19 protein-coding genes and 1 riboswitch are annotated in these 16,253 nt (G+C 37.1%); of the genes, 16 read left to right on the top strand and 3 right to left on the bottom strand.

Annotated features, from left to right (window positions below; genetic code table 11):
• Positions 1 to 64 precede the first annotated feature (64 nt).
• From spoIID to PRVXH_RS12755, 12 genes are all read left to right on the top strand, one after another.
• A complete protein-coding gene (gene spoIID, locus PRVXH_RS12810; protein ID WP_353893147.1) occupies positions 65 to 1,036 on the top strand; it encodes a stage II sporulation protein D in 972 nt (323 codons plus the stop codon).
• Between the two features lie 53 nt (positions 1,037 to 1,089).
• Positions 1,090 to 1,878 (top strand): M23 family metallopeptidase, encoded by a 789-nt coding sequence (locus PRVXH_RS12805; RefSeq protein WP_353893146.1) that lies wholly within the window; start codon positions 1,090 to 1,092, stop codon positions 1,876 to 1,878.
• A gap of 111 nt (positions 1,879 to 1,989) precedes the next feature.
• Positions 1,990 to 2,244 carry a sporulation transcriptional regulator SpoIIID gene (gene spoIIID / locus PRVXH_RS12800; protein WP_353893145.1) on the top strand — a complete coding sequence of 85 codons (255 nt, stop codon included), beginning with the start codon at positions 1,990 to 1,992 and terminating at the stop codon, positions 2,242 to 2,244.
• 85 nt (positions 2,245 to 2,329) lie between these two features.
• Positions 2,330 to 3,352, top strand: a complete 1,023-nt coding sequence (mreB, locus tag PRVXH_RS12795; protein WP_353893144.1) for a rod shape-determining protein MreB — start codon at positions 2,330 to 2,332, stop codon at positions 3,350 to 3,352.
• Positions 3,353 to 3,429: 77 nt separating this feature from the next.
• Positions 3,430 to 4,203, top strand: a complete 774-nt coding sequence (locus tag PRVXH_RS12790; protein ID WP_353893143.1) for a flagellar hook-basal body complex protein — start codon at positions 3,430 to 3,432, stop codon at positions 4,201 to 4,203.
• Between the two features lie 25 nt (positions 4,204 to 4,228).
• Positions 4,229 to 4,999 (top strand): flagellar hook-basal body complex protein, encoded by a 771-nt coding sequence (locus tag PRVXH_RS12785; protein ID WP_353893142.1) that lies wholly within the window; start codon positions 4,229 to 4,231, stop codon positions 4,997 to 4,999.
• A gap of 4 nt (positions 5,000 to 5,003) precedes the next feature.
• Positions 5,004 to 5,486, top strand: a complete 483-nt coding sequence (locus PRVXH_RS12780; protein WP_353893141.1) for a hypothetical protein — start codon at positions 5,004 to 5,006, stop codon at positions 5,484 to 5,486.
• A 111-nt stretch (positions 5,487 to 5,597) separates the two neighbouring features.
• Positions 5,598 to 6,149, top strand: a complete 552-nt coding sequence (locus PRVXH_RS12775) for a hypothetical protein (protein ID WP_353893140.1) — start codon at positions 5,598 to 5,600, stop codon at positions 6,147 to 6,149.
• Between the two features lie 161 nt (positions 6,150 to 6,310).
• Entirely contained in the window at positions 6,311 to 6,436 is a 126-nt protein-coding gene (locus tag PRVXH_RS12770) for a hypothetical protein (RefSeq protein ID WP_353893139.1), read from the top strand.
• Positions 6,433 to 6,588, top strand: a complete 156-nt coding sequence (locus tag PRVXH_RS12765; protein ID WP_353893138.1) for a hypothetical protein — start codon at positions 6,433 to 6,435, stop codon at positions 6,586 to 6,588. The genes PRVXH_RS12770 and PRVXH_RS12765 overlap by 4 nt, the downstream gene beginning before the upstream one ends.
• An 88-nt stretch (positions 6,589 to 6,676) precedes the next feature.
• Positions 6,677 to 7,879, top strand: a complete 1,203-nt coding sequence (locus PRVXH_RS12760; RefSeq protein ID WP_353893137.1) for an arginine deiminase — start codon at positions 6,677 to 6,679, stop codon at positions 7,877 to 7,879.
• Positions 7,880 to 8,000: 121 nt separating this feature from the next.
• On the top strand, positions 8,001 to 8,795 hold the full coding sequence (locus PRVXH_RS12755; RefSeq protein ID WP_353893136.1) for a hypothetical protein: 795 nt from the start codon (positions 8,001 to 8,003) through the stop codon (positions 8,793 to 8,795).
• Positions 8,796 to 8,870: 75 nt separating this feature from the next.
• Here PRVXH_RS12755 and PRVXH_RS12750 read toward each other — a convergent pair whose 3' ends face one another.
• Positions 8,871 to 9,836 (bottom strand): DMT family transporter, encoded by a 966-nt coding sequence (locus tag PRVXH_RS12750; protein WP_353893135.1) that lies wholly within the window; start codon positions 9,834 to 9,836, stop codon positions 8,871 to 8,873.
• Between the two features lie 99 nt (positions 9,837 to 9,935).
• On the opposite strand from PRVXH_RS12750, the gene rbsK reads away from it, so the two are divergent.
• Positions 9,936 to 10,820 carry a ribokinase gene (rbsK, locus tag PRVXH_RS12745; protein ID WP_353893134.1) on the top strand — a complete coding sequence of 295 codons (885 nt, stop codon included), beginning with the start codon at positions 9,936 to 9,938 and terminating at the stop codon, positions 10,818 to 10,820.
• A 13-nt stretch (positions 10,821 to 10,833) separates the two neighbouring features.
• Complete coding sequence (locus tag PRVXH_RS12740; RefSeq protein WP_353893133.1) at positions 10,834 to 11,739, top strand: nucleoside hydrolase; 906 nt, start codon at positions 10,834 to 10,836, stop codon at positions 11,737 to 11,739.
• On the opposite strand, the gene PRVXH_RS12735 is transcribed toward PRVXH_RS12740, so the two are convergent.
• Positions 11,740 to 12,477 carry a polyphenol oxidase family protein gene (locus PRVXH_RS12735; RefSeq protein ID WP_353893132.1) on the bottom strand — a complete coding sequence of 246 codons (738 nt, stop codon included), beginning with the start codon at positions 12,475 to 12,477 and terminating at the stop codon, positions 11,740 to 11,742.
• Positions 12,478 to 12,564: 87 nt separating this feature from the next.
• On the opposite strand from PRVXH_RS12735, the gene PRVXH_RS12730 reads away from it, so the two are divergent.
• Positions 12,565 to 12,948 carry a RidA family protein gene (locus PRVXH_RS12730; RefSeq protein ID WP_353893131.1) on the top strand — a complete coding sequence of 128 codons (384 nt, stop codon included), beginning with the start codon at positions 12,565 to 12,567 and terminating at the stop codon, positions 12,946 to 12,948.
• A gap of 876 nt (positions 12,949 to 13,824) precedes the next feature.
• Here the strand turns inward: PRVXH_RS12730 and PRVXH_RS12725 are convergent.
• A complete protein-coding gene (locus tag PRVXH_RS12725; protein WP_353892222.1) occupies positions 13,825 to 15,219 on the bottom strand; it encodes an ISLre2 family transposase in 1,395 nt (464 codons plus the stop codon).
• A gap of 213 nt (positions 15,220 to 15,432) precedes the next feature.
• Between PRVXH_RS12725 and PRVXH_RS12720 the strand changes: the two genes are divergently transcribed.
• Positions 15,433 to 15,795: a hypothetical protein gene (locus PRVXH_RS12720; RefSeq protein WP_353893130.1), complete on the top strand. Its 363-nt coding sequence runs from the start codon at positions 15,433 to 15,435 to the stop codon at positions 15,793 to 15,795.
• Between the two features lie 234 nt (positions 15,796 to 16,029).
• Positions 16,030 to 16,135: riboswitch (glycine riboswitch) on the top strand.
• The last annotated feature ends 118 nt before the right edge of the window (positions 16,136 to 16,253 follow it).

Here is a 16,253-nt window from a genome sequence, read left to right as displayed (position 1 = left end):
TTTATTTTTTCGGCATTTTATTTTACCTTTCACATAAAATTAAATATGTGAGGAGGTACTCGTTATGGGAAAATATGCTTTGTACTTTGTTATTTCGCTCCTTATAATTACAATAATCATGCCTGCTATTTTGGTAAAAGGTTGTCGTTTTGTAAGTCCGTATCCTATAGAAGAGATAGAAGATGATGATATTTCAATCTCAGTCTTCTTCCATGAAGAAGATCGTATCAAAGAAATGTCACTAGAAGAGTATATAGTAGGTGTAGTTGCGGGGGAGATGCCTGCATCATTTAATATAGAAGCACTAAAATCTCAAGCGATAGTTGCAAGGACTTACGCATATAACCAAGCGATAAATGACGGTTGCGACAACCATCCAGATGCCGATATATGTACAGACTATAGGCATTGCCAGCATTGGATCTCAAAAGAACAAGCAAAATCAAGCTGGTCATTATTGCAAAGAAGCAGCAATTGGGCAAAAATTGAGCAAAGTGTAGCCAAGACAAGGGGGAAAATACTAACTTATAATGGAAAACCTATCGATGCTTTATACCATTCCACCTGTGGCGGACAAACAGAGAACTCAGAAGATGTATTCACTAGTAAAAAGAGGTATTTAAGGTCCACAGTTTGCGACTATTGTGAGCACTCCTCACGGCTTGAGCAAACAGTGGAAATGACCCAGCAAGAATTTGTAGATAAAATCAGCTCTCTAGTAGAAATAGATTGTATAGATTTTGAAAATGAATTAGGGATTGTTCAGAGGGTAGACACAAATAGCGTTAAGCTCCTTAGGATTAAAGATGAGCTATACTCAGGTACAGAAGTTAGAATGGCCTTAGGATTAAACTCCACTAACTTTTCGATAAATCCAGAAGATGATAAAGTTATTTTTAATATAAAAGGCTACGGTCATGGAGTGGGTCTATGCCAATATGGTGCAGATGGAATGGCTAACTCTCAAAAGAACTATGAGGAAATTTTGCATCATTACTATAAAGATATAGAAATTGTACAAATTTACGAAAAATAGGTATAAAAAGTTTAAACTTGGTTATGCTACTCCTTTAGAGGAGTGGTGAAAGTATGAAAAAAATATTTGGCAACCTTAAAACTGTTGTTGTTAAGTGGTTTTTATGGTTAAAACAAAAATTAGCATTAGTATTCTTAAAAAGTAAACAACTAATCAAAGCTTTCTTTAAGAAATTTCTTTCCTTACCTAAATCCATAAAAACAGCCTCATTATATGTGGTGTTTATAGTGCTACTATTGTCATTTACTTTTTGGAGAATAAACTCGATACCTTCTTTTTCAGTTCCCGAGACTTCTACACAGTCTAATACAGTGCAAGAAAATGTAAACCATGATTTTTATGAAGGATTAGATCTAAGTAGGGACTTAGGAGTAAAAGAGATGGGAACTGAATCTGAAACAGAAGAAAGTGAAGAAGCAGATGAAGCTACAACTGAAATTGCTAAGCTGTCTTGGCCTGTGCAAGGGGAAGTGATCAAAAGATTTAACGATATGTGGACTCTTGGTAACACTCATCAATCAATGCGAGGAATTGTCATTCAAACTGAACCTGATAGTACGGTGAGGGCTGCGCTGTCAGGCACAGTTGAGAAGGTATATAATGATCCTATGCATGGAGATACAGTCGTTTTAGCCAGCGACCAGTATATAACCATCTATTCTAGTCTTTCCTCAGAAATACTGGTGAGTGAAGGCCAGGTAGTTTCTAAAGGTGACAGCTTAGGAACTGCTGATAATACTTCACTATTAGACGTTTCGCCATTCTTCCTCTTGTTTGAAGTTAAAGAGCTAGATAGTGAAGGAAAAATTACTTATATCGATCCACAAACCTTGCTTGATTAGGCCGGTAATATTTCTTGAGAGCTGCATGTCAGCTCTCTTTTTGTTATCTATAGTCATAAAACCCCCAACTTAAGTAATATAAATAATTAGCTTAAGGTTGGGGGGAGAAATATGAACGATTATATAGTAGAAAGAGTGTTAGAAATTAGCGAACATGTTATAAAAACAGAATCTACAGTAAGGAAAGTTTCGGAGATGTTCGGTGTAAGTAAAAGCACTGTTCATAAAGATTTGACTGAAAGGCTTCCAAACATCAACAAAGAGCTTGCAGAAAAGGTAAAAACTATTTTAGAGAAAAATAAAAAAGAACGGCATATAAGAGGGGGGATAGCTACAAAAAATAAATATCTTCAGCCGAAAAATTGATAATCAACTAAAAAATAAAGGAATTTTTAGGCAAATGTAGAATTCTAAACATTAAGTTATTTTAACTGAGATCGGGAGGGAGATTATGCTTAAAATAGGCAAAGATATAGGGGTAGATCTAGGAACAGCTAGCGTACTTGTAACTGTTAAAGGAAAAGGAATTGTCTTAAATGAACCATCAGTTGTCGCAGTAGATATTGATAGAAATAAAACATTAGCTGTTGGCGAGGAAGCTAGAAGAATGCTAGGAAGGACACCGCTAAACATATCTGCAATCAGGCCCTTAAAAGAAGGAGTTATTGCTGATTTTGATACCACAGAAAGTATGCTGAAACACTTCCTTTATAAGGCTACGGGAAGTAATCCATTTTTTAAACCTAGAGTTATGGTTTGTGTGCCGGCTGGCATAACTTCGGTTGAGCAAAGAGCTGTTATGGAAGCGGTGCTAAACACAGGGGCGAAAGATGTATTTTTAATAGAAGAGCCCAGAGCCGCGGCTCTAGGAGCTGATTTAGAGATTTTTGAACCTTTTGGCAATATGGTTATTGATATTGGTGGTGGCACTACCGATGTAGCTGTAATATCCTTAGGCGATATCGTTAAAAAGGATAGCATCAGAGTAGGTGGAGACAAGCTTGACGAAGCTATAGTGAGATTTATTAGGGACAAGCATAACTTAATGATTGGCGAGAGAACTGCAGAGGAGATAAAAATTCAGGTGGCAACTGCCGATCCTAACACTAGAAAAAAGTCAATAGAGGTTAGGGGACGAGACATTGTATCAGGTCTTCCTAAAAACTTAACTGTTGATTCTGATATGGCTTTTGAGGCAATAAAGGAGCCGGTAAACTCAATCTTACGTAGCGCCCATAAAGTGTTAGAAAGGACTCCCCCAGAGTTGGCTTCAGATATAATAGATAAGGGGATTGTTATGACAGGTGGGGGTGCTATGCTACATGGACTAGACACTTTCTTGACAGAAAAGCTTAGGTGTCCTGTTTTTTTAGCCCAAGACCCAATATCCTCTGTTGTGAGAGGGACAGGGATTGCCTTAGAAATGTTAGATAACATTATGGACACGCTCACTAGCAGTAAAAAATCAGTTTAAGGCTAATAACCCATTGACTATTCTAAAATTATAAATTATTCTAGTCTATATAAAGAATATATTGAGGTGGTAATTTCATGATCAGAGGTTTACAGATGTCCAAACAAGGTATGATAGCTCAACAAAAAAAGCAGGATAATATTTCTAACAATATTGTTAATGCAAGTACCCATGGCTATAAGAAAGATCAAAGCGTAATTGGGGCAAAGCCAGAGATGTTTATACATAGACTCAATGATGCAATTTATGACACATCTTTTGGAAGAAGGGATTTAAAACCTGGTGTAGGAGCTTTAGGGACAGGCACTATAGTAGATGAAACTTTTACCAACTTTTCCCAAGGGCCAGTTACTCAAACAGACAGAACCAATGACTTTGCCTTAGTTGGCCAAGGTTTCTTTACTGTTTCACATAATGGAGAGGAATACCTCACCAGAGACGGCGAGTTTAACGTAGATACTCAGGGTAATCTAGTGACAAATAAAGGTGCGTTTGTATTAGGGCAAAATGGTCCTTTAAATGTCGGTAATGCTGATTTTCAGGTTAATGAGCAAGGTGAGGTTTACTCCGATGGTGAGTATATTGATACTTTAAACATTACATCGGTTGAAAATCCAAACTCGTTATTGAAAATGGGAGAAAACTTATTACAACTTACTGACGAGAGTGAAGTAGTTGAAGCAAACACAACAGTTCGCCAAAGTTATCTAGAGCAGTCAAATGTAAATTTAGCTGAAGAGATGGTGGATATGCTTGCGACGATGAGAGCGTATGAAGCGAATCAAAGAGCAATTCAAACTCATGATGAGACTCTCGGAAAGGCAGTTAATGAAATAGCTCAACTTCGCTAAACAAAAACAGTAAGGAGGTAATAAAATGCGATCACTATGGATAGGTGGTTCAGGCCTTTTAACCCAACAAAAAAATATTGATATAATAGGGAACAATGTGTCAAATGTAAACACTAATGGATACAAAAAAAATAGAACTAGCTTTGAAGATATTCTTTATGCTAACACCCAACAAAATCAGCAGCCTGTTGACGAGGAAATACGTCAAACACCTCAGGGAATCCAAATCGGCAATGGTGTAATTGTTTCTGGAACAAAACAAATCTTTAGCCAGGGAGCAATAAACAATACGGGAAAAACTTGGGACTTAGCTATAGAAGGACCAGGCTTTTTTGGAGTAGAGGTAGATGGAGTTACACATCTAACTAGGGAGGGTAACTTTAGTGTTGACTCTAACGGTGATTTAGTTAATTCCAGTGGTTTTGAAGTAGCAGGAGAGTTTCAGCAAAACTTAAATGACGTATCAAACATATCCATTAATGCTGCAGGAGAAGTCTTTGGTACTCCGGACGGCCAAGAGGAATCGGTCCAAATTGGAACTGTTTTTACATACAACGTAAACAACCCCGAAGGACTTTTGTCTATGGGAGATAACTTGTTGCTTGCAACGGAAAACTCTGGACAGCAAGAGCTTTATCAATCGAATATAAAACAGGGTGCCCTAGAAGGTTCTAATGTTGACCTAGCAGAAGAAATGACAAACATGATCACTGCTCAAAGATCATATCAAACTAGCGCAAGGGTTCTGCATACAGCAGATGAAATGATGAGTCAGGCAAATAACATAAAGAGGTAAAAAAATGCATAAAAAAATTATAACGTTATTGGTGCTAACCCTGTTAAATATAATGTCTTACTTTGTTATCTACCAAAGAGACGATGTATATAGCACTGTGTTAGTAGCAACGGTTACTTTTGTGTGCATCTACTGGGGAAAAGGCTTAAGCTTATTAACTGCTGCTATCCCAGTATTGTTTATTTACCGTGGCGACTTACTTTATACAGCGGTTTTGCTGGCTTCTTTGGCTATTTATCTGTTTGTTTTTGATTATTTTCTAAAGCTAGCTTATAAAAAAGAAACTAACAAATCGTTGCTAAAGTTTTCCGTTTATGGCATTTCGCTTGGAGTACTAGCAAGAATAACATTCTTTGGAGCTGTTGTTTATCGATGGTCTATCGAAGTGATAGCAATAGCTGTAATGATAGATATAATAGGTGGCATAGTGGGCTTATTTGCAACTAGCTTTGCTAGTTTTTACTATAAAGATTGGTTTGCTGAATAAAAGAGTCACCATCTGAGGTGACTTTTTATCTTTTCACCTTTGTGTAATAATCGACAATTATTTCCTAGAAAATATTTTGTTCTACAAATTCTATTTAGGAGGTGTGTAGTTATGTGGCGTGACATGTCAAAGGAAAAACTTTTATGGAAGTTAAGAGACGGCAGGCAATTTTTGTTTGAAAATATGTTAGGGAGCTTTTCAATTTTCTTAGGCTTCTTTATTCTGCTCTTAAACATAGTTCCCACTGGCAGTAACGACCTATTGTTGTTAGGATTATTTATGCTCGGTATGTTCTTTCTTTATAAACAAATGTGGTTTTTTAGCCTTGCAGCAAGTCTAATGGCCTCATTAGGTATTTACTATAGACTGTTGATAAGCAATTACTTTTCCTCAGGCGAGGAAGCTTCTGTTTTCCTATTCATAGGGTTAGGTTTTTTGGCACACTATGCTCTATTACGAAAGTGGAAAGCTATTTGGCCGCTAATTCCTGGAATAACTATGGTCCTTTTTGGGATTCTGACTTTGTTTAAGGAGGATTTAGCTAGAAGTGTTTTTACTACATACTGGCCTATAACGCTTATAGTGATAGGAGTAGTACTTGTATTTTTCCCTAAACAAATCTTCGATAAGGTAGCGCAACTTAGATTTAAAAAGAACACATAAACAACTCAGCTTTTTAGCTGAGTTGTTTATGTGTTTAATTGAAAAGGGAAAATAACGGTATTAGTTGGGACTAAACTTGCTTGTTAAAGGCAATATAAGAATAAGATATTGACTTGGCTATCTCCTTTTGTTACTTTTTAGTTAGGGAGGAGAGATATAACATGGTTGAGACCATTTTAACAGCGCTATTTTTAGCCTTAGGTTTTTGTATAGGAGTTTGGGTTTCTGTTGATATATTAAAAGGGTTAGTCAATTTCATATACGCACAGTGGGGTGAAAATGAATGAACATTTTTAGTGAGTTTGCTCAACTTTTGTATGAGTTAACAGGAGTCAATGTAGCGCTGCTTCTAGCTTTTGGTTTTTTTACTGGAGTGCTAGTGGTTTTTTCTGCGACTTTATTGATGACATTATATAATTTGCTGGCGACAAGAGCATAATCTTGTCGCTTTTTCGTATTTTTTGTTTGTAACCTTCTAATACTAAGATAAGAAAGAGAGCTATATTTCTATTTTAGGAGGTTAACTAATGCCTGTTAATTCAGATATTGGACAATTAAAAAAAGTAATAGTGCATAGACCATCGGATGAACTTGAATACTTAACGCCTAAATATTTGGAGCAACTGTTGTTTGATGAAATCCCGTGGCTTGGTCGAGCCCAAAAGGAGCACGACTTGTTTGTTAAAAATTTGGAGACCCAAGGAATAAAAGTTTTCTATCTAACTGATCTGATTGAAGAGGTTTTGCAGACGGAAAGCTTAAAAGAAGAGTTTATCATCAAGCACCTAAACCTAAGTCATATCGCTAATATCGGAACAAGAGAAGCTGTCCATGATTACCTAATGGGAAAAGAAGCTTCTTATGTTGTAAGAACACTGATTAGAGGATTGAAGAAGGACTATGTTCAGACACTTAAGTCATGTAAATCGTTATCAGATCAAACAAAGGAAACATTCCCATTTTACTTAGCGCCGATACCTAGCATGTATTTTTCTAGAGACCAAAGTGTAACCATAGGAAAAAATATGATGTTAGGCTCTATGCTAAATGATTCTAGACAAAGGGAAACACTGTTTATGGAATATATTACTAAATATCACCCTAAGTTTTCAGAATATGAAAATGCCCTTGATAAGCCTGTACCCCGAGGTTTAGAAGGCGGAGATGTGATAGTTGCTTCTAAAGACTTGCTAATTATCGGACTTTCCGAGCGTACCACCGAGCAAGCTATAGAAACAGTGGCTCAGCAGCTTTTAATTGACAAAGGTATTGTAAAAGAGGTTTTAGTGCTACAAATACCAGCAAAAAGAGCTTACATGCACTTAGACACAGTGTTTAACATGGTGGACAGGGATAAATTTATTTTATATCCTGGAATAAAAGATGAGGTTTATGCCTATAGGCTCACTGCAAAAAACTCAAAAGAAGTAGAAGCTCAAAAAGCAGGAGAACTAAAACAGGCCCTTTCCGACTCTTTGGGTTATAAAGTTAACATAATCCACACCGGTGGCGACGACCCAATTACAGCGGCAAGAGAGCAGTGGGGAGATAGCACTAACACCTTAGCTTTGGCCCCAGGAACCGTGATTGCCTACAATAGAAATACTGTAACTAACGATATAATGAGGAAAAATGGTATCGAAGTTATCGAATTTGAAGGTTCAGAACTAGTTCGTGGTAGGGGAGGACCTCGCTGTATGTCGATGCCCTTTGACAGACTCTCGCTTTAAAAATAAATGAACAAAATGAATAAAGGAACATAGCTAGTTTAGCTATGTTCCTTTATGTTAGCTTACATCTAGTGAAATTCTAGTTTCTTTGCTATAATTAATAAAAAGGAGGTATAACAAGGTGAAAAAAGCTTTAGTTACTTTAAATGTTTCGGAGAGTAAAAGATTAATTGCTAAATCTGTAGCTAAGCTTCCTCAAGTAAAAAGCGCTATCAAAAATGGCATGATAGTGATAGCAGGAGGGACTACTAATGGCTACATAGCAGAAGAATTAACAGGGAAAAAATTAAATAAAGAGCTTTATACAGCTGGAGTCGTATGTCAAGGCAGAGGATGCATAACTCCCGAAGAAGAAAGAATAGCTCCAATTGTGTTGGATAAAGGTAAAATATCTGATCTGAGTTGGGTGGAAGCGTTAGATAAGCTAGGCAAAGATGATGTCTTTATAAAAGGCGGAAATGCAGTGGACATTAACAACAATGTGGGTATAATGGTGGCTCACCCTCAAGGGGGAACTATTGGAGCAGCATTAGGAACCGTAATTGCAAGAGGTGTTCACCTAATTTTACCAGTAGGTTTAGAAAAGTTAATTCCGTCTGTACACCAGGCTTCACTAGTGGGAGGAATAGAGGAGATAGATTATTCATTAGGGATGCCAGTGGGCTTAGTTCCTGTTACCACTGGACAAGTAATTTCGGAAACTGAAGCAATAAACCGTTTGTATGATATAGAAGCCACTCCCTTTGCAGCAGGCGGTATTGGTGCAAGTCAAGGTAGCATTTCAATGCTGCTTAAAGGGGAAGACACTAAGGTAAGTCAAGCCTTCGGTGACTTAAAAGAGATTAAAGGTGAAAAAGAGCTAAAGGGCACCAAACAAAAATGTCCTTGTAGGCGGCCATGCAGTTATTTTAAATAAAATAATTCCTGTTAAGAAATTACTCTTACCAGGAATTTAAATTGTTTTAGCATGATAAAGCTATAGATAGCTACCTTAACTTGCTTTTTGTTTTACATATAGGCTTTTTGTGGACACAGGCGTTTGTTTTCCTAAAAGGTTAGTACCAAGCACACCGGTTATAATAAAGATAGCTCCAATCAGGTGGTAATAGTAGAAGGACTCACCTCTAATAAAAACACCAGCGGTGATAGAAATTACTGTTACAAGGTTTGCAAATACCGCCCCTTGAGCTGCGCTAACTCTCGACAATGTAAAGTTAATTAAAAAGAATGCTACAACTGAAGATAAAATACCTAAGTAAAGTAATGGAAAGAGTACTTCAGTATATGTAAGAGGCTGGAAAAAGGAAGTTAATTCACCCCTTACAGCTTGCTGTATAACCGCTATACTTGTAAATATAACAGCGCCTGCCCCCATCATAGAATAAGTGCGTTGAAATGGTGTTAACGACACAGAAAGACTACGGGAAGTTATGTTAAAACCGGCACCGGCCAATACTGCCACAAGCAAAACTATAATTCCAGCTAAATTAGAAATAACTTCACCATCAGCCCTTCCTTGCATGATGGCAATAAAGACAACCCCTGAAACAGACGACAAGATAAAAGGGATTTGAATTTTTTTTGGATGCTCTTTCAAGAATATGGCGCTAAATATTGCTACGAAAATTGGAATCAATGCAATCATCATACCTGCTTCTGAAGAAGAGGTCATCCTAACCCCTGTTGTCTCAGCGCTAAAGTAAAGAAAAGGCTGGAAAAATACCAGCAATAACAACTTTTTGGAAATAGGTACCTTCTTAACCTTCAACCTGCTGCCTAACGCAAGCTGAACTATCGTCATAGTTAAAAAAGCAAATATAAAGCGAAAGCTTAAAAGATGAAACGGTGAAGAGATGTATTCTAAAATCTCAGCAGTGAACATAAAAGAAAAACCAAAAATAGTAGCATATCCTAAACCGGTAAAAAAATGAATATTCTTCTGTATGGCCTTAATCATATTACGACCCCCTAAACTTTATTCATTTTCATTATAATGCTTTAACAAATATTTTTGTAGCTTTTTTTAGAAAATCATATTTATATCATTGCAGAAGGGATGATAATTGTGTCAAAAGTTATAGTAGTTGGAAGCATTAACAAAGATCTAGTTTTTAATACGAAAAGGCATCCTATACCTGGGGAAACTGTGATAGGTGATACACATTTCCAGTTTAATGGTGGCAAAGGAGCAAACCAAGCTGTTGCAGCTGCAAGGCTAGGCGCTTCAGTTACGATGGTTGGCGCAGTTGGTAACGATCAATATGGGCTTGAAATATTTGAGGATCTAAAACGTGAGAATATAAACACCGACTATATTAGCTTTAAAAAAAATCAGACTGGTTTAGCAGCTATAACAATAGATGAAGTAGGCGAAAATTCTATCGTGGTAATACCGGGAGCAAATGGTCTGTTAGAGCCTAAGGATATACCCAACGACTTAATATCATCTAAAGATACCGTTTTACTTCAATTTGAAATACCCCTTCCCACAGTAGAGCATGTTGCAAAAATAGCAAAAAGTGCTGGAGCCACAGTAATATTAGATCCCGCACCTGCATTAACAATTCCAGAAAGTATCTATCAATATATAGACATCATAAAGCCAAATCAAGGGGAAGCGAAAGAAATTTCTGGGCATGACTGTATAAACAAAGCAGCTGAATTTCTTTTGCATAAAGGAGTAAAGCAAGTGATTATAACCTTAGGCAGAGATGGAGCTATACTATTTAATGAAAATGGGCAAACTGAATTTGCAAATATAAAAGTAGAGACAGTTGACACGACAGCTGCAGGGGATAGTTTTTCTGGGGCGCTAGCTGCAGCGCTATCAAGAGGTGAAGATATAGAAAAGGCCATAGGCTTTGCCATTAAAGTGGCTGCAAAAACTGTAACAAAAATGGGTGCCCAGAGCTCTTTGCCTAGGATAAATGAAATTTTTTAATAGGAGGAACAAAATGAAAAAAGTAATTTTAGATGTAGACCCTGGAATAGACGATGCAATGGCTCTTGCGTTAGCATTTAAAAGTGAAAAATTAGATATTTTAGGAGTAACCACAGTAGCAGGCAACCTATCTTTAGACAAAACCACAAAAAATGCCGCTAAAATCTTAGATATTTTAAACGCAAAATGCAAAGTTTATGCAGGAGCGGCGATGCCTTTAAAAAAGAAAGTTCATACAGCTGAGCACATTCATGGACCAACAGGGCTTGGTTTTTTTAGTTGGTCAGAAACTGAAGAAAATATCTCTTCTCAGGATGCAATATCTTTTATGGCTGAACAAATTAATAAATATCCTAATGAAGTTACTATCATTGCTGTAGCGCCTTTGACTAACATTGCTAAGCTTTTAAATAAATATCCAAACATAGAAAGTAAAATAGCAGAAATCATAATAATGGGCGGAGCTGTTAATGTGAAGGGAAATGTATCTGAAGAAGCTGAGTTTAACATTTATGCCGACCCTGAGGCTGCAGGCGCTGTATTTTCAAGCAGCTGCAATAAAAAGCTAGTAGGCCTTGATGTAACGCTAAAGGTACTACTAACAGCTGAAAATTTAGAGGAGATTAAAGGTTATAACAATAAAATAGCAGATGCAGTAGTTGAAATGACAAGATTTTATTTAGGTAAGTATAGGGATGTAAATAAGTTATCAGGATGCGCTTTACATGACCCGCTAGCTGTGGGAGTGGCTATAACCGAAGAGATAGTAAAAACAACCCCTATGTATTTAGAGGTTGTTGAAGAAGAGGGTGTTAAGAGAGGTAAGATTGTACAAAGTGACACAGGTCATCCTGTAGACGTTTGTCTTAAAGTCGATGCTAAGGAATTTTTAAATTTCTATATGGATACCTTAAAGTAGCTATTGATCCATACCGACTAAAGTTATAATACGACCGGTATTTCTTCCATCTCTGCGTACCGAGAATAGTTTTTCGTCACAAAAATTACACAAGTTTAAGTTATTAAAACTTCCTCGATAACCTGCCTGTCGCAAATTATGCTGTGAAGCCGCCGCTATATCAACAGTATAAAAATCACCTTTTTTACCAACAATATTGGAAGGGTAACGGTATTTATTGATAAACACGTCATATAAATATTGATCATGTTGCACATAACATTTATCGCAGATGCCAGCTACATAAGTTACAGAAATATCTTCAAGCCTAGCACCTAAAGTTAGCATTCTTTTAAGTAGGCTAACTTCTAGCCTACCCACAACCCCTCTCCAGCCACCATGGGCTAAAGCCAAGATATTTTTGCGAAAGTCATGTAACACAATGGGATAGCAGTCAGCTGTTGTAATCGCCAAGTATAGACCAACGTCAGTAGTTATTAGCCCATCTATGTCTTTTATTATCTCTTTTGAGGTGAGCACGCCACGCCCTCCGTCTGCTAGGTTCACTTTTTTGTGATAGCAATCGTTGGCTAAATTCGGGCGCACAATTCTATCTAAAGGTACACCGGTTTTTTCATGTAGCCTTTTAAAGCTTTCTGCAGGAGGAAGCTTTGTAGCAGCATCTGTCTTAAAAGAGCCTATATCGGTTGTGGATACAAAAATATTTAAACCATCGTTATTAAACTTATAAACACACATAACATTCACCTCATTTATTTTTTTGCAGGATATTTAAAGGTTAACCTATAATACTATTATATCAAAAAATTTAAGGAGGTTTCATTAATGAACAGAACTATCGTTTCAACAGAAAAAGCACCAAAAGCCATTGGCCCCTATGCACAAGCAAATAAGGTTGGGGATATGGTCTTTACCTCTGGTCAAATTCCTCTAGATCCACAAAGTATGGAAATCCCTACTCAAGATGTGCAAGAGCAAACAAAGCTAGTGCTAGACAACCTAAAAGCAGTTGTTGAGGCTGCTGGCAGCTCAATGGACAACGTTATTAAGGTGACAGTATTTATTAAGAACATGGACGATTTTGGAAAAATAAACGAAATATACGGTCAGTACTTTACAGAAAATCCGCCTGCTCGTTCTTGCGTTGAAGTTGCCCGTTTGCCAAAAGATGTCCAAGTGGAGATGGAAGCAATAGCTTTAGTAAAATAAACAAAAGAGGCTGGGACGTATCTAGCCCAAAACAAATAAAAAACGGTTCTGATCATCGACTTTGATGGTTGGAATCTTTTTGTATCTCAGGTCAACTGGCTGTAAGCCCCCCAAACTTCAAAGTTTCACTTTATGCGGTAACGATTACAGCAATTATGAGTCCACAAATTAACAGAAAATTAAAGGTGTTAAAGGTTCGAGTGTAGAAATAGGTTTATAATGGTTAGTCTAACTAGGGGGGGATAATGTGGATTGGAAGGCGTTTGAAGAATATGCTGAACAGCTAATGGAAGAGGAAAATATGCATCTTAGATCCTCTGAATATGTACCGTTTTACCTTTAGCATTGAGGAGGTAGAAAGATACACAAATGTTTCCGTACCCTATAATTATAATAAAAAAGAGAACAAACTTGAAAAGCAGCTCTGGCCGTCGCTTGGAAATTACGAGGTCGGAGGGGGAATTCGTTCTTGTATCAAGGACTTATTAAAATATGGACAGCTTTATATAGACAAAAGTTATAGTATAAAAGAGGACAAGGTCCATAAGATGTACCAGCCTGTCTATAAGTTAGATAATAACACTTACTAATGGCTACGCTTTAAAATCAAGGATAAATTGATAGTGTCAAGACACTGTAGGTTAAAAAAAGGAACCTCACTTCCACAATACATATAACATTTAACAAGACCGTGGCGGCCTTGACATCCACCCCGCCTGTGGTTCTTGTTTAAAAACCGATGGGCGGCTCCGAGGACATTACATTTTTTTCCAACCCATCGGTATAGGACATTATACCACAGGCGGGCCCCCGTCTGCCAAGGCTTCCCTGCGGCGCCACTACTGTAACCTCCGGGCTCACCAAGAACATTTTAGTTTAAATGCTAATTTTATTATTAAGGCCTCTTAGCGCTACTCTTGTTAAGTTTACTCCATATTCCATTACTGGAACATTACTAAAACTTTCTTTGCCAATCTTTTTTCTCGTTTTTAAATCTTTTAACTGTTTCCTAACTTCAGTTGTCAATTCAATTACTTTATTGTCTTTTTGCTTATAAGTTTCTAGGTAGTGGTCTTTAACTTGCTCTTTGTTTGCCTCCACAGCTCGCATAGATGCCATTTTTTTTGCCCCATTTAGACTCCAAGCCATAGGGCGACTGCTCAAACGGGATGATAAAACATGGCTCACATGCCCTTCGGCACTGCACCCTATCTCTGGATTTTCAATTGATGCCTTTATACCATCCCAAGTGTTCTTAATATAGGTTATAGTTTTTTGTATTCTCTTTTTCCTTGGTTTGCTATCTGCCTTTGCAAGTGCTTCTTTTAAGTTTTCTAAGACAGCCTCTCTATCTAGCTTCTTTATGTTTTTATAAATCTTTGTCTTTAAGTTTGGAGCATGAGCTGTAGCCATTATGATGTATTTAGATAAATGAAACTTATCTAAGATAAACGTGGAGCTAGGAATGTATTCCAGCCCTGAGCGTATCCATTTTGCTCCATCGCCTAGTATATAAATATCATTGATACAATTAACATCGTATTGGGAATATATGAAATCGCAGACTCTAAACCAAAAGTCTTCCGGCTTTTCATCAATAGAGGTAAAATACTTAGGATTTATTAGCATACGCCTACCATTAACTTCTTTTACGCCTTCATGAACATAGATTAGTCTAGCTTGTGCTCCCCTTTTAGAGCGTACTGATAAATGGTCTTCATCGGCTTCTATATAAAGTGTGGGAACTTCTTTTTTATCACAAGGGATCTCATAATCTTTTGCCTTAAAGTCTCTTACTGTATTAGCAGCTGTTTGTTTGCTTAACTTTAACTCTGAGTTATATCGGCTTAGTTCCTGTGTTGCTTTTTCGTACGAAAGCTTTGTAGTAGCTTCAAGCAACTCGGATTTTAAAGTAGGTTCTATTCTCATATGTGCTGTTATGCCAGCATTTTCATCTGCTAAATAGGAATATTTCTTAGTCTCTTTGTTTTTAAAGTATGTTCGTTTATAGGTCATTTCACCAAAAGGGGTGAGTATACTTTTATAGTCGCCTTTTCTTTCTATGACCCAGTCCTTTCGTTCTTTTTTATCTTTAACTATTTGTTGATCCATTGCTTCAATTACTTCTTGCATTATCCCTACACCAAGACCATCTAGTTCCTTTTTTAATTCTTTAGTAAAAGTATTGTAGTCAATACCTCCTTCAAGAGTTTCTAAAACTTTTTCAGTTACATGAAGGATTTTTTCTTCTATTACGCGAATTATTTCCATGAGGAACCTCACTCCTTTGTTAGGATTATTCTCGTGTGGAGAATTTTGAGGTTCCTCTTCTTTTTTTAAAAGTATTTTTCCTGCTTAAATCCTACAATAATTTTACACTAACGGATAAATTATAAGGGAGTTACTTTAGTAGAGCATGGGGGGAGCCAACCGGGAGTATCCTCCAATTTTGTTTTTATACCTGAAGAAAAAGTGGTCGTAGCTGTGCTATCAAATGTTAGTGGCGTTTCAGCAGCTAAAATTTGGCAAGCTGCTGTTAACACAACTTTAGGCTTACCTATTAATCAAGAGTCTGACATACCCACTCGTTATAAAATGAAGGCAAAGGAAATAGACTCATTAGTGGGGACCTATCAATCTGCAGAAGGACAGAAGCTAATTATAAAAACTAAAGATGGTAGACCTGTCTGTCAATTAGGAGATAAAAGCTATGATTTAATAGCTACAGCAAAAGATACTTTAATGCTCAGCAAAAGAGGGCGGAAAATAAAGTTCTATTTTGATGAGAAAGGTAAGGCTTGGGGAGTTCTACTAGGAATGCGTATACTACAAAGACAGGACCTGTAAGCAGATAGATTGGGTAAGGAATTAAACTCCTTTTAAATTTAATTATTTTTTTAAAAAAATAAAACTCCCTTATCCCCTATGAATTCAGGCAGTATAAGAAAATCTTATATCATGTATAAACAACTATGGAAGAGTTGAAAAGGATTTTTTTCACTTCGCTAGAATAGTATATATACAAAGAAATATAAACCAACAAAAGCTGTGCATCTTATTGCATAAAATTTAATAGCTGGGATGACCAATGCGGGAGAGTCCACCTTAGGTGGCGCCGAAGGAGCAAAGGAGCTTACAACGCCAGTAAGCTTTTAACCTCTCAGGTAAAAAGGACCGTGTTGTGACCAAACTCTGGAAAGTCTTAGGACACCGACGGAGCAACCCTGAAAAGGGGAAATCTCTCAGGTTAGTAGACAGAGGCAACGGCAAATGTGCTGTTGTCTTATTTTAATTTAAGGGTGAAA

The organism is Proteinivorax hydrogeniformans (genome assembly GCF_040515995.1).
GTDB classification, from domain to species: domain Bacteria; phylum Bacillota; class Proteinivoracia; order Proteinivoracales; family Proteinivoracaceae; genus Proteinivorax; species Proteinivorax hydrogeniformans.
This window is presented reverse-complemented; position numbering and strand designations above follow the sequence as displayed.

Excerpts from the sequence above, each read along its gene's own strand:
- spoIID (WP_353893147.1), top strand. The coding sequence starts at position 65 with ATGGGAAAATATGCTTTGTACTTTGTTATTTCGCTCCTTATAATTACA.
- PRVXH_RS12805 (WP_353893146.1), top strand. The coding sequence starts at position 1,090 with ATGAAAAAAATATTTGGCAACCTTAAAACTGTTGTTGTTAAGTGGTTT.
- spoIIID (WP_353893145.1), top strand. The coding sequence starts at position 1,990 with ATGAACGATTATATAGTAGAAAGAGTGTTAGAAATTAGCGAACATGTT.
- mreB (WP_353893144.1), top strand. The coding sequence starts at position 2,330 with ATGCTTAAAATAGGCAAAGATATAGGGGTAGATCTAGGAACAGCTAGC.
- PRVXH_RS12790 (WP_353893143.1), top strand. The coding sequence starts at position 3,430 with ATGATCAGAGGTTTACAGATGTCCAAACAAGGTATGATAGCTCAACAA.
- PRVXH_RS12785 (WP_353893142.1), top strand. The coding sequence starts at position 4,229 with ATGCGATCACTATGGATAGGTGGTTCAGGCCTTTTAACCCAACAAAAA.
- PRVXH_RS12780 (WP_353893141.1), top strand. The coding sequence starts at position 5,004 with ATGCATAAAAAAATTATAACGTTATTGGTGCTAACCCTGTTAAATATA.
- PRVXH_RS12775 (WP_353893140.1), top strand. The coding sequence starts at position 5,598 with ATGTGGCGTGACATGTCAAAGGAAAAACTTTTATGGAAGTTAAGAGAC.
- PRVXH_RS12770 (WP_353893139.1), top strand. The coding sequence starts at position 6,311 with ATGGTTGAGACCATTTTAACAGCGCTATTTTTAGCCTTAGGTTTTTGT.
- PRVXH_RS12765 (WP_353893138.1), top strand. The coding sequence starts at position 6,433 with ATGAACATTTTTAGTGAGTTTGCTCAACTTTTGTATGAGTTAACAGGA.
- PRVXH_RS12760 (WP_353893137.1), top strand. The coding sequence starts at position 6,677 with ATGCCTGTTAATTCAGATATTGGACAATTAAAAAAAGTAATAGTGCAT.
- PRVXH_RS12750 (WP_353893135.1), bottom strand. The coding sequence starts at position 9,836 with ATGATTAAGGCCATACAGAAGAATATTCATTTTTTTACCGGTTTAGGA.
- rbsK (WP_353893134.1), top strand. The coding sequence starts at position 9,936 with ATGATAATTGTGTCAAAAGTTATAGTAGTTGGAAGCATTAACAAAGAT.
- PRVXH_RS12740 (WP_353893133.1), top strand. The coding sequence starts at position 10,834 with ATGAAAAAAGTAATTTTAGATGTAGACCCTGGAATAGACGATGCAATG.
- PRVXH_RS12735 (WP_353893132.1), bottom strand. The coding sequence starts at position 12,477 with ATGTGTGTTTATAAGTTTAATAACGATGGTTTAAATATTTTTGTATCC.
- PRVXH_RS12730 (WP_353893131.1), top strand. The coding sequence starts at position 12,565 with ATGAACAGAACTATCGTTTCAACAGAAAAAGCACCAAAAGCCATTGGC.
- PRVXH_RS12725 (WP_353892222.1), bottom strand. The coding sequence starts at position 15,219 with ATGGAAATAATTCGCGTAATAGAAGAAAAAATCCTTCATGTAACTGAA.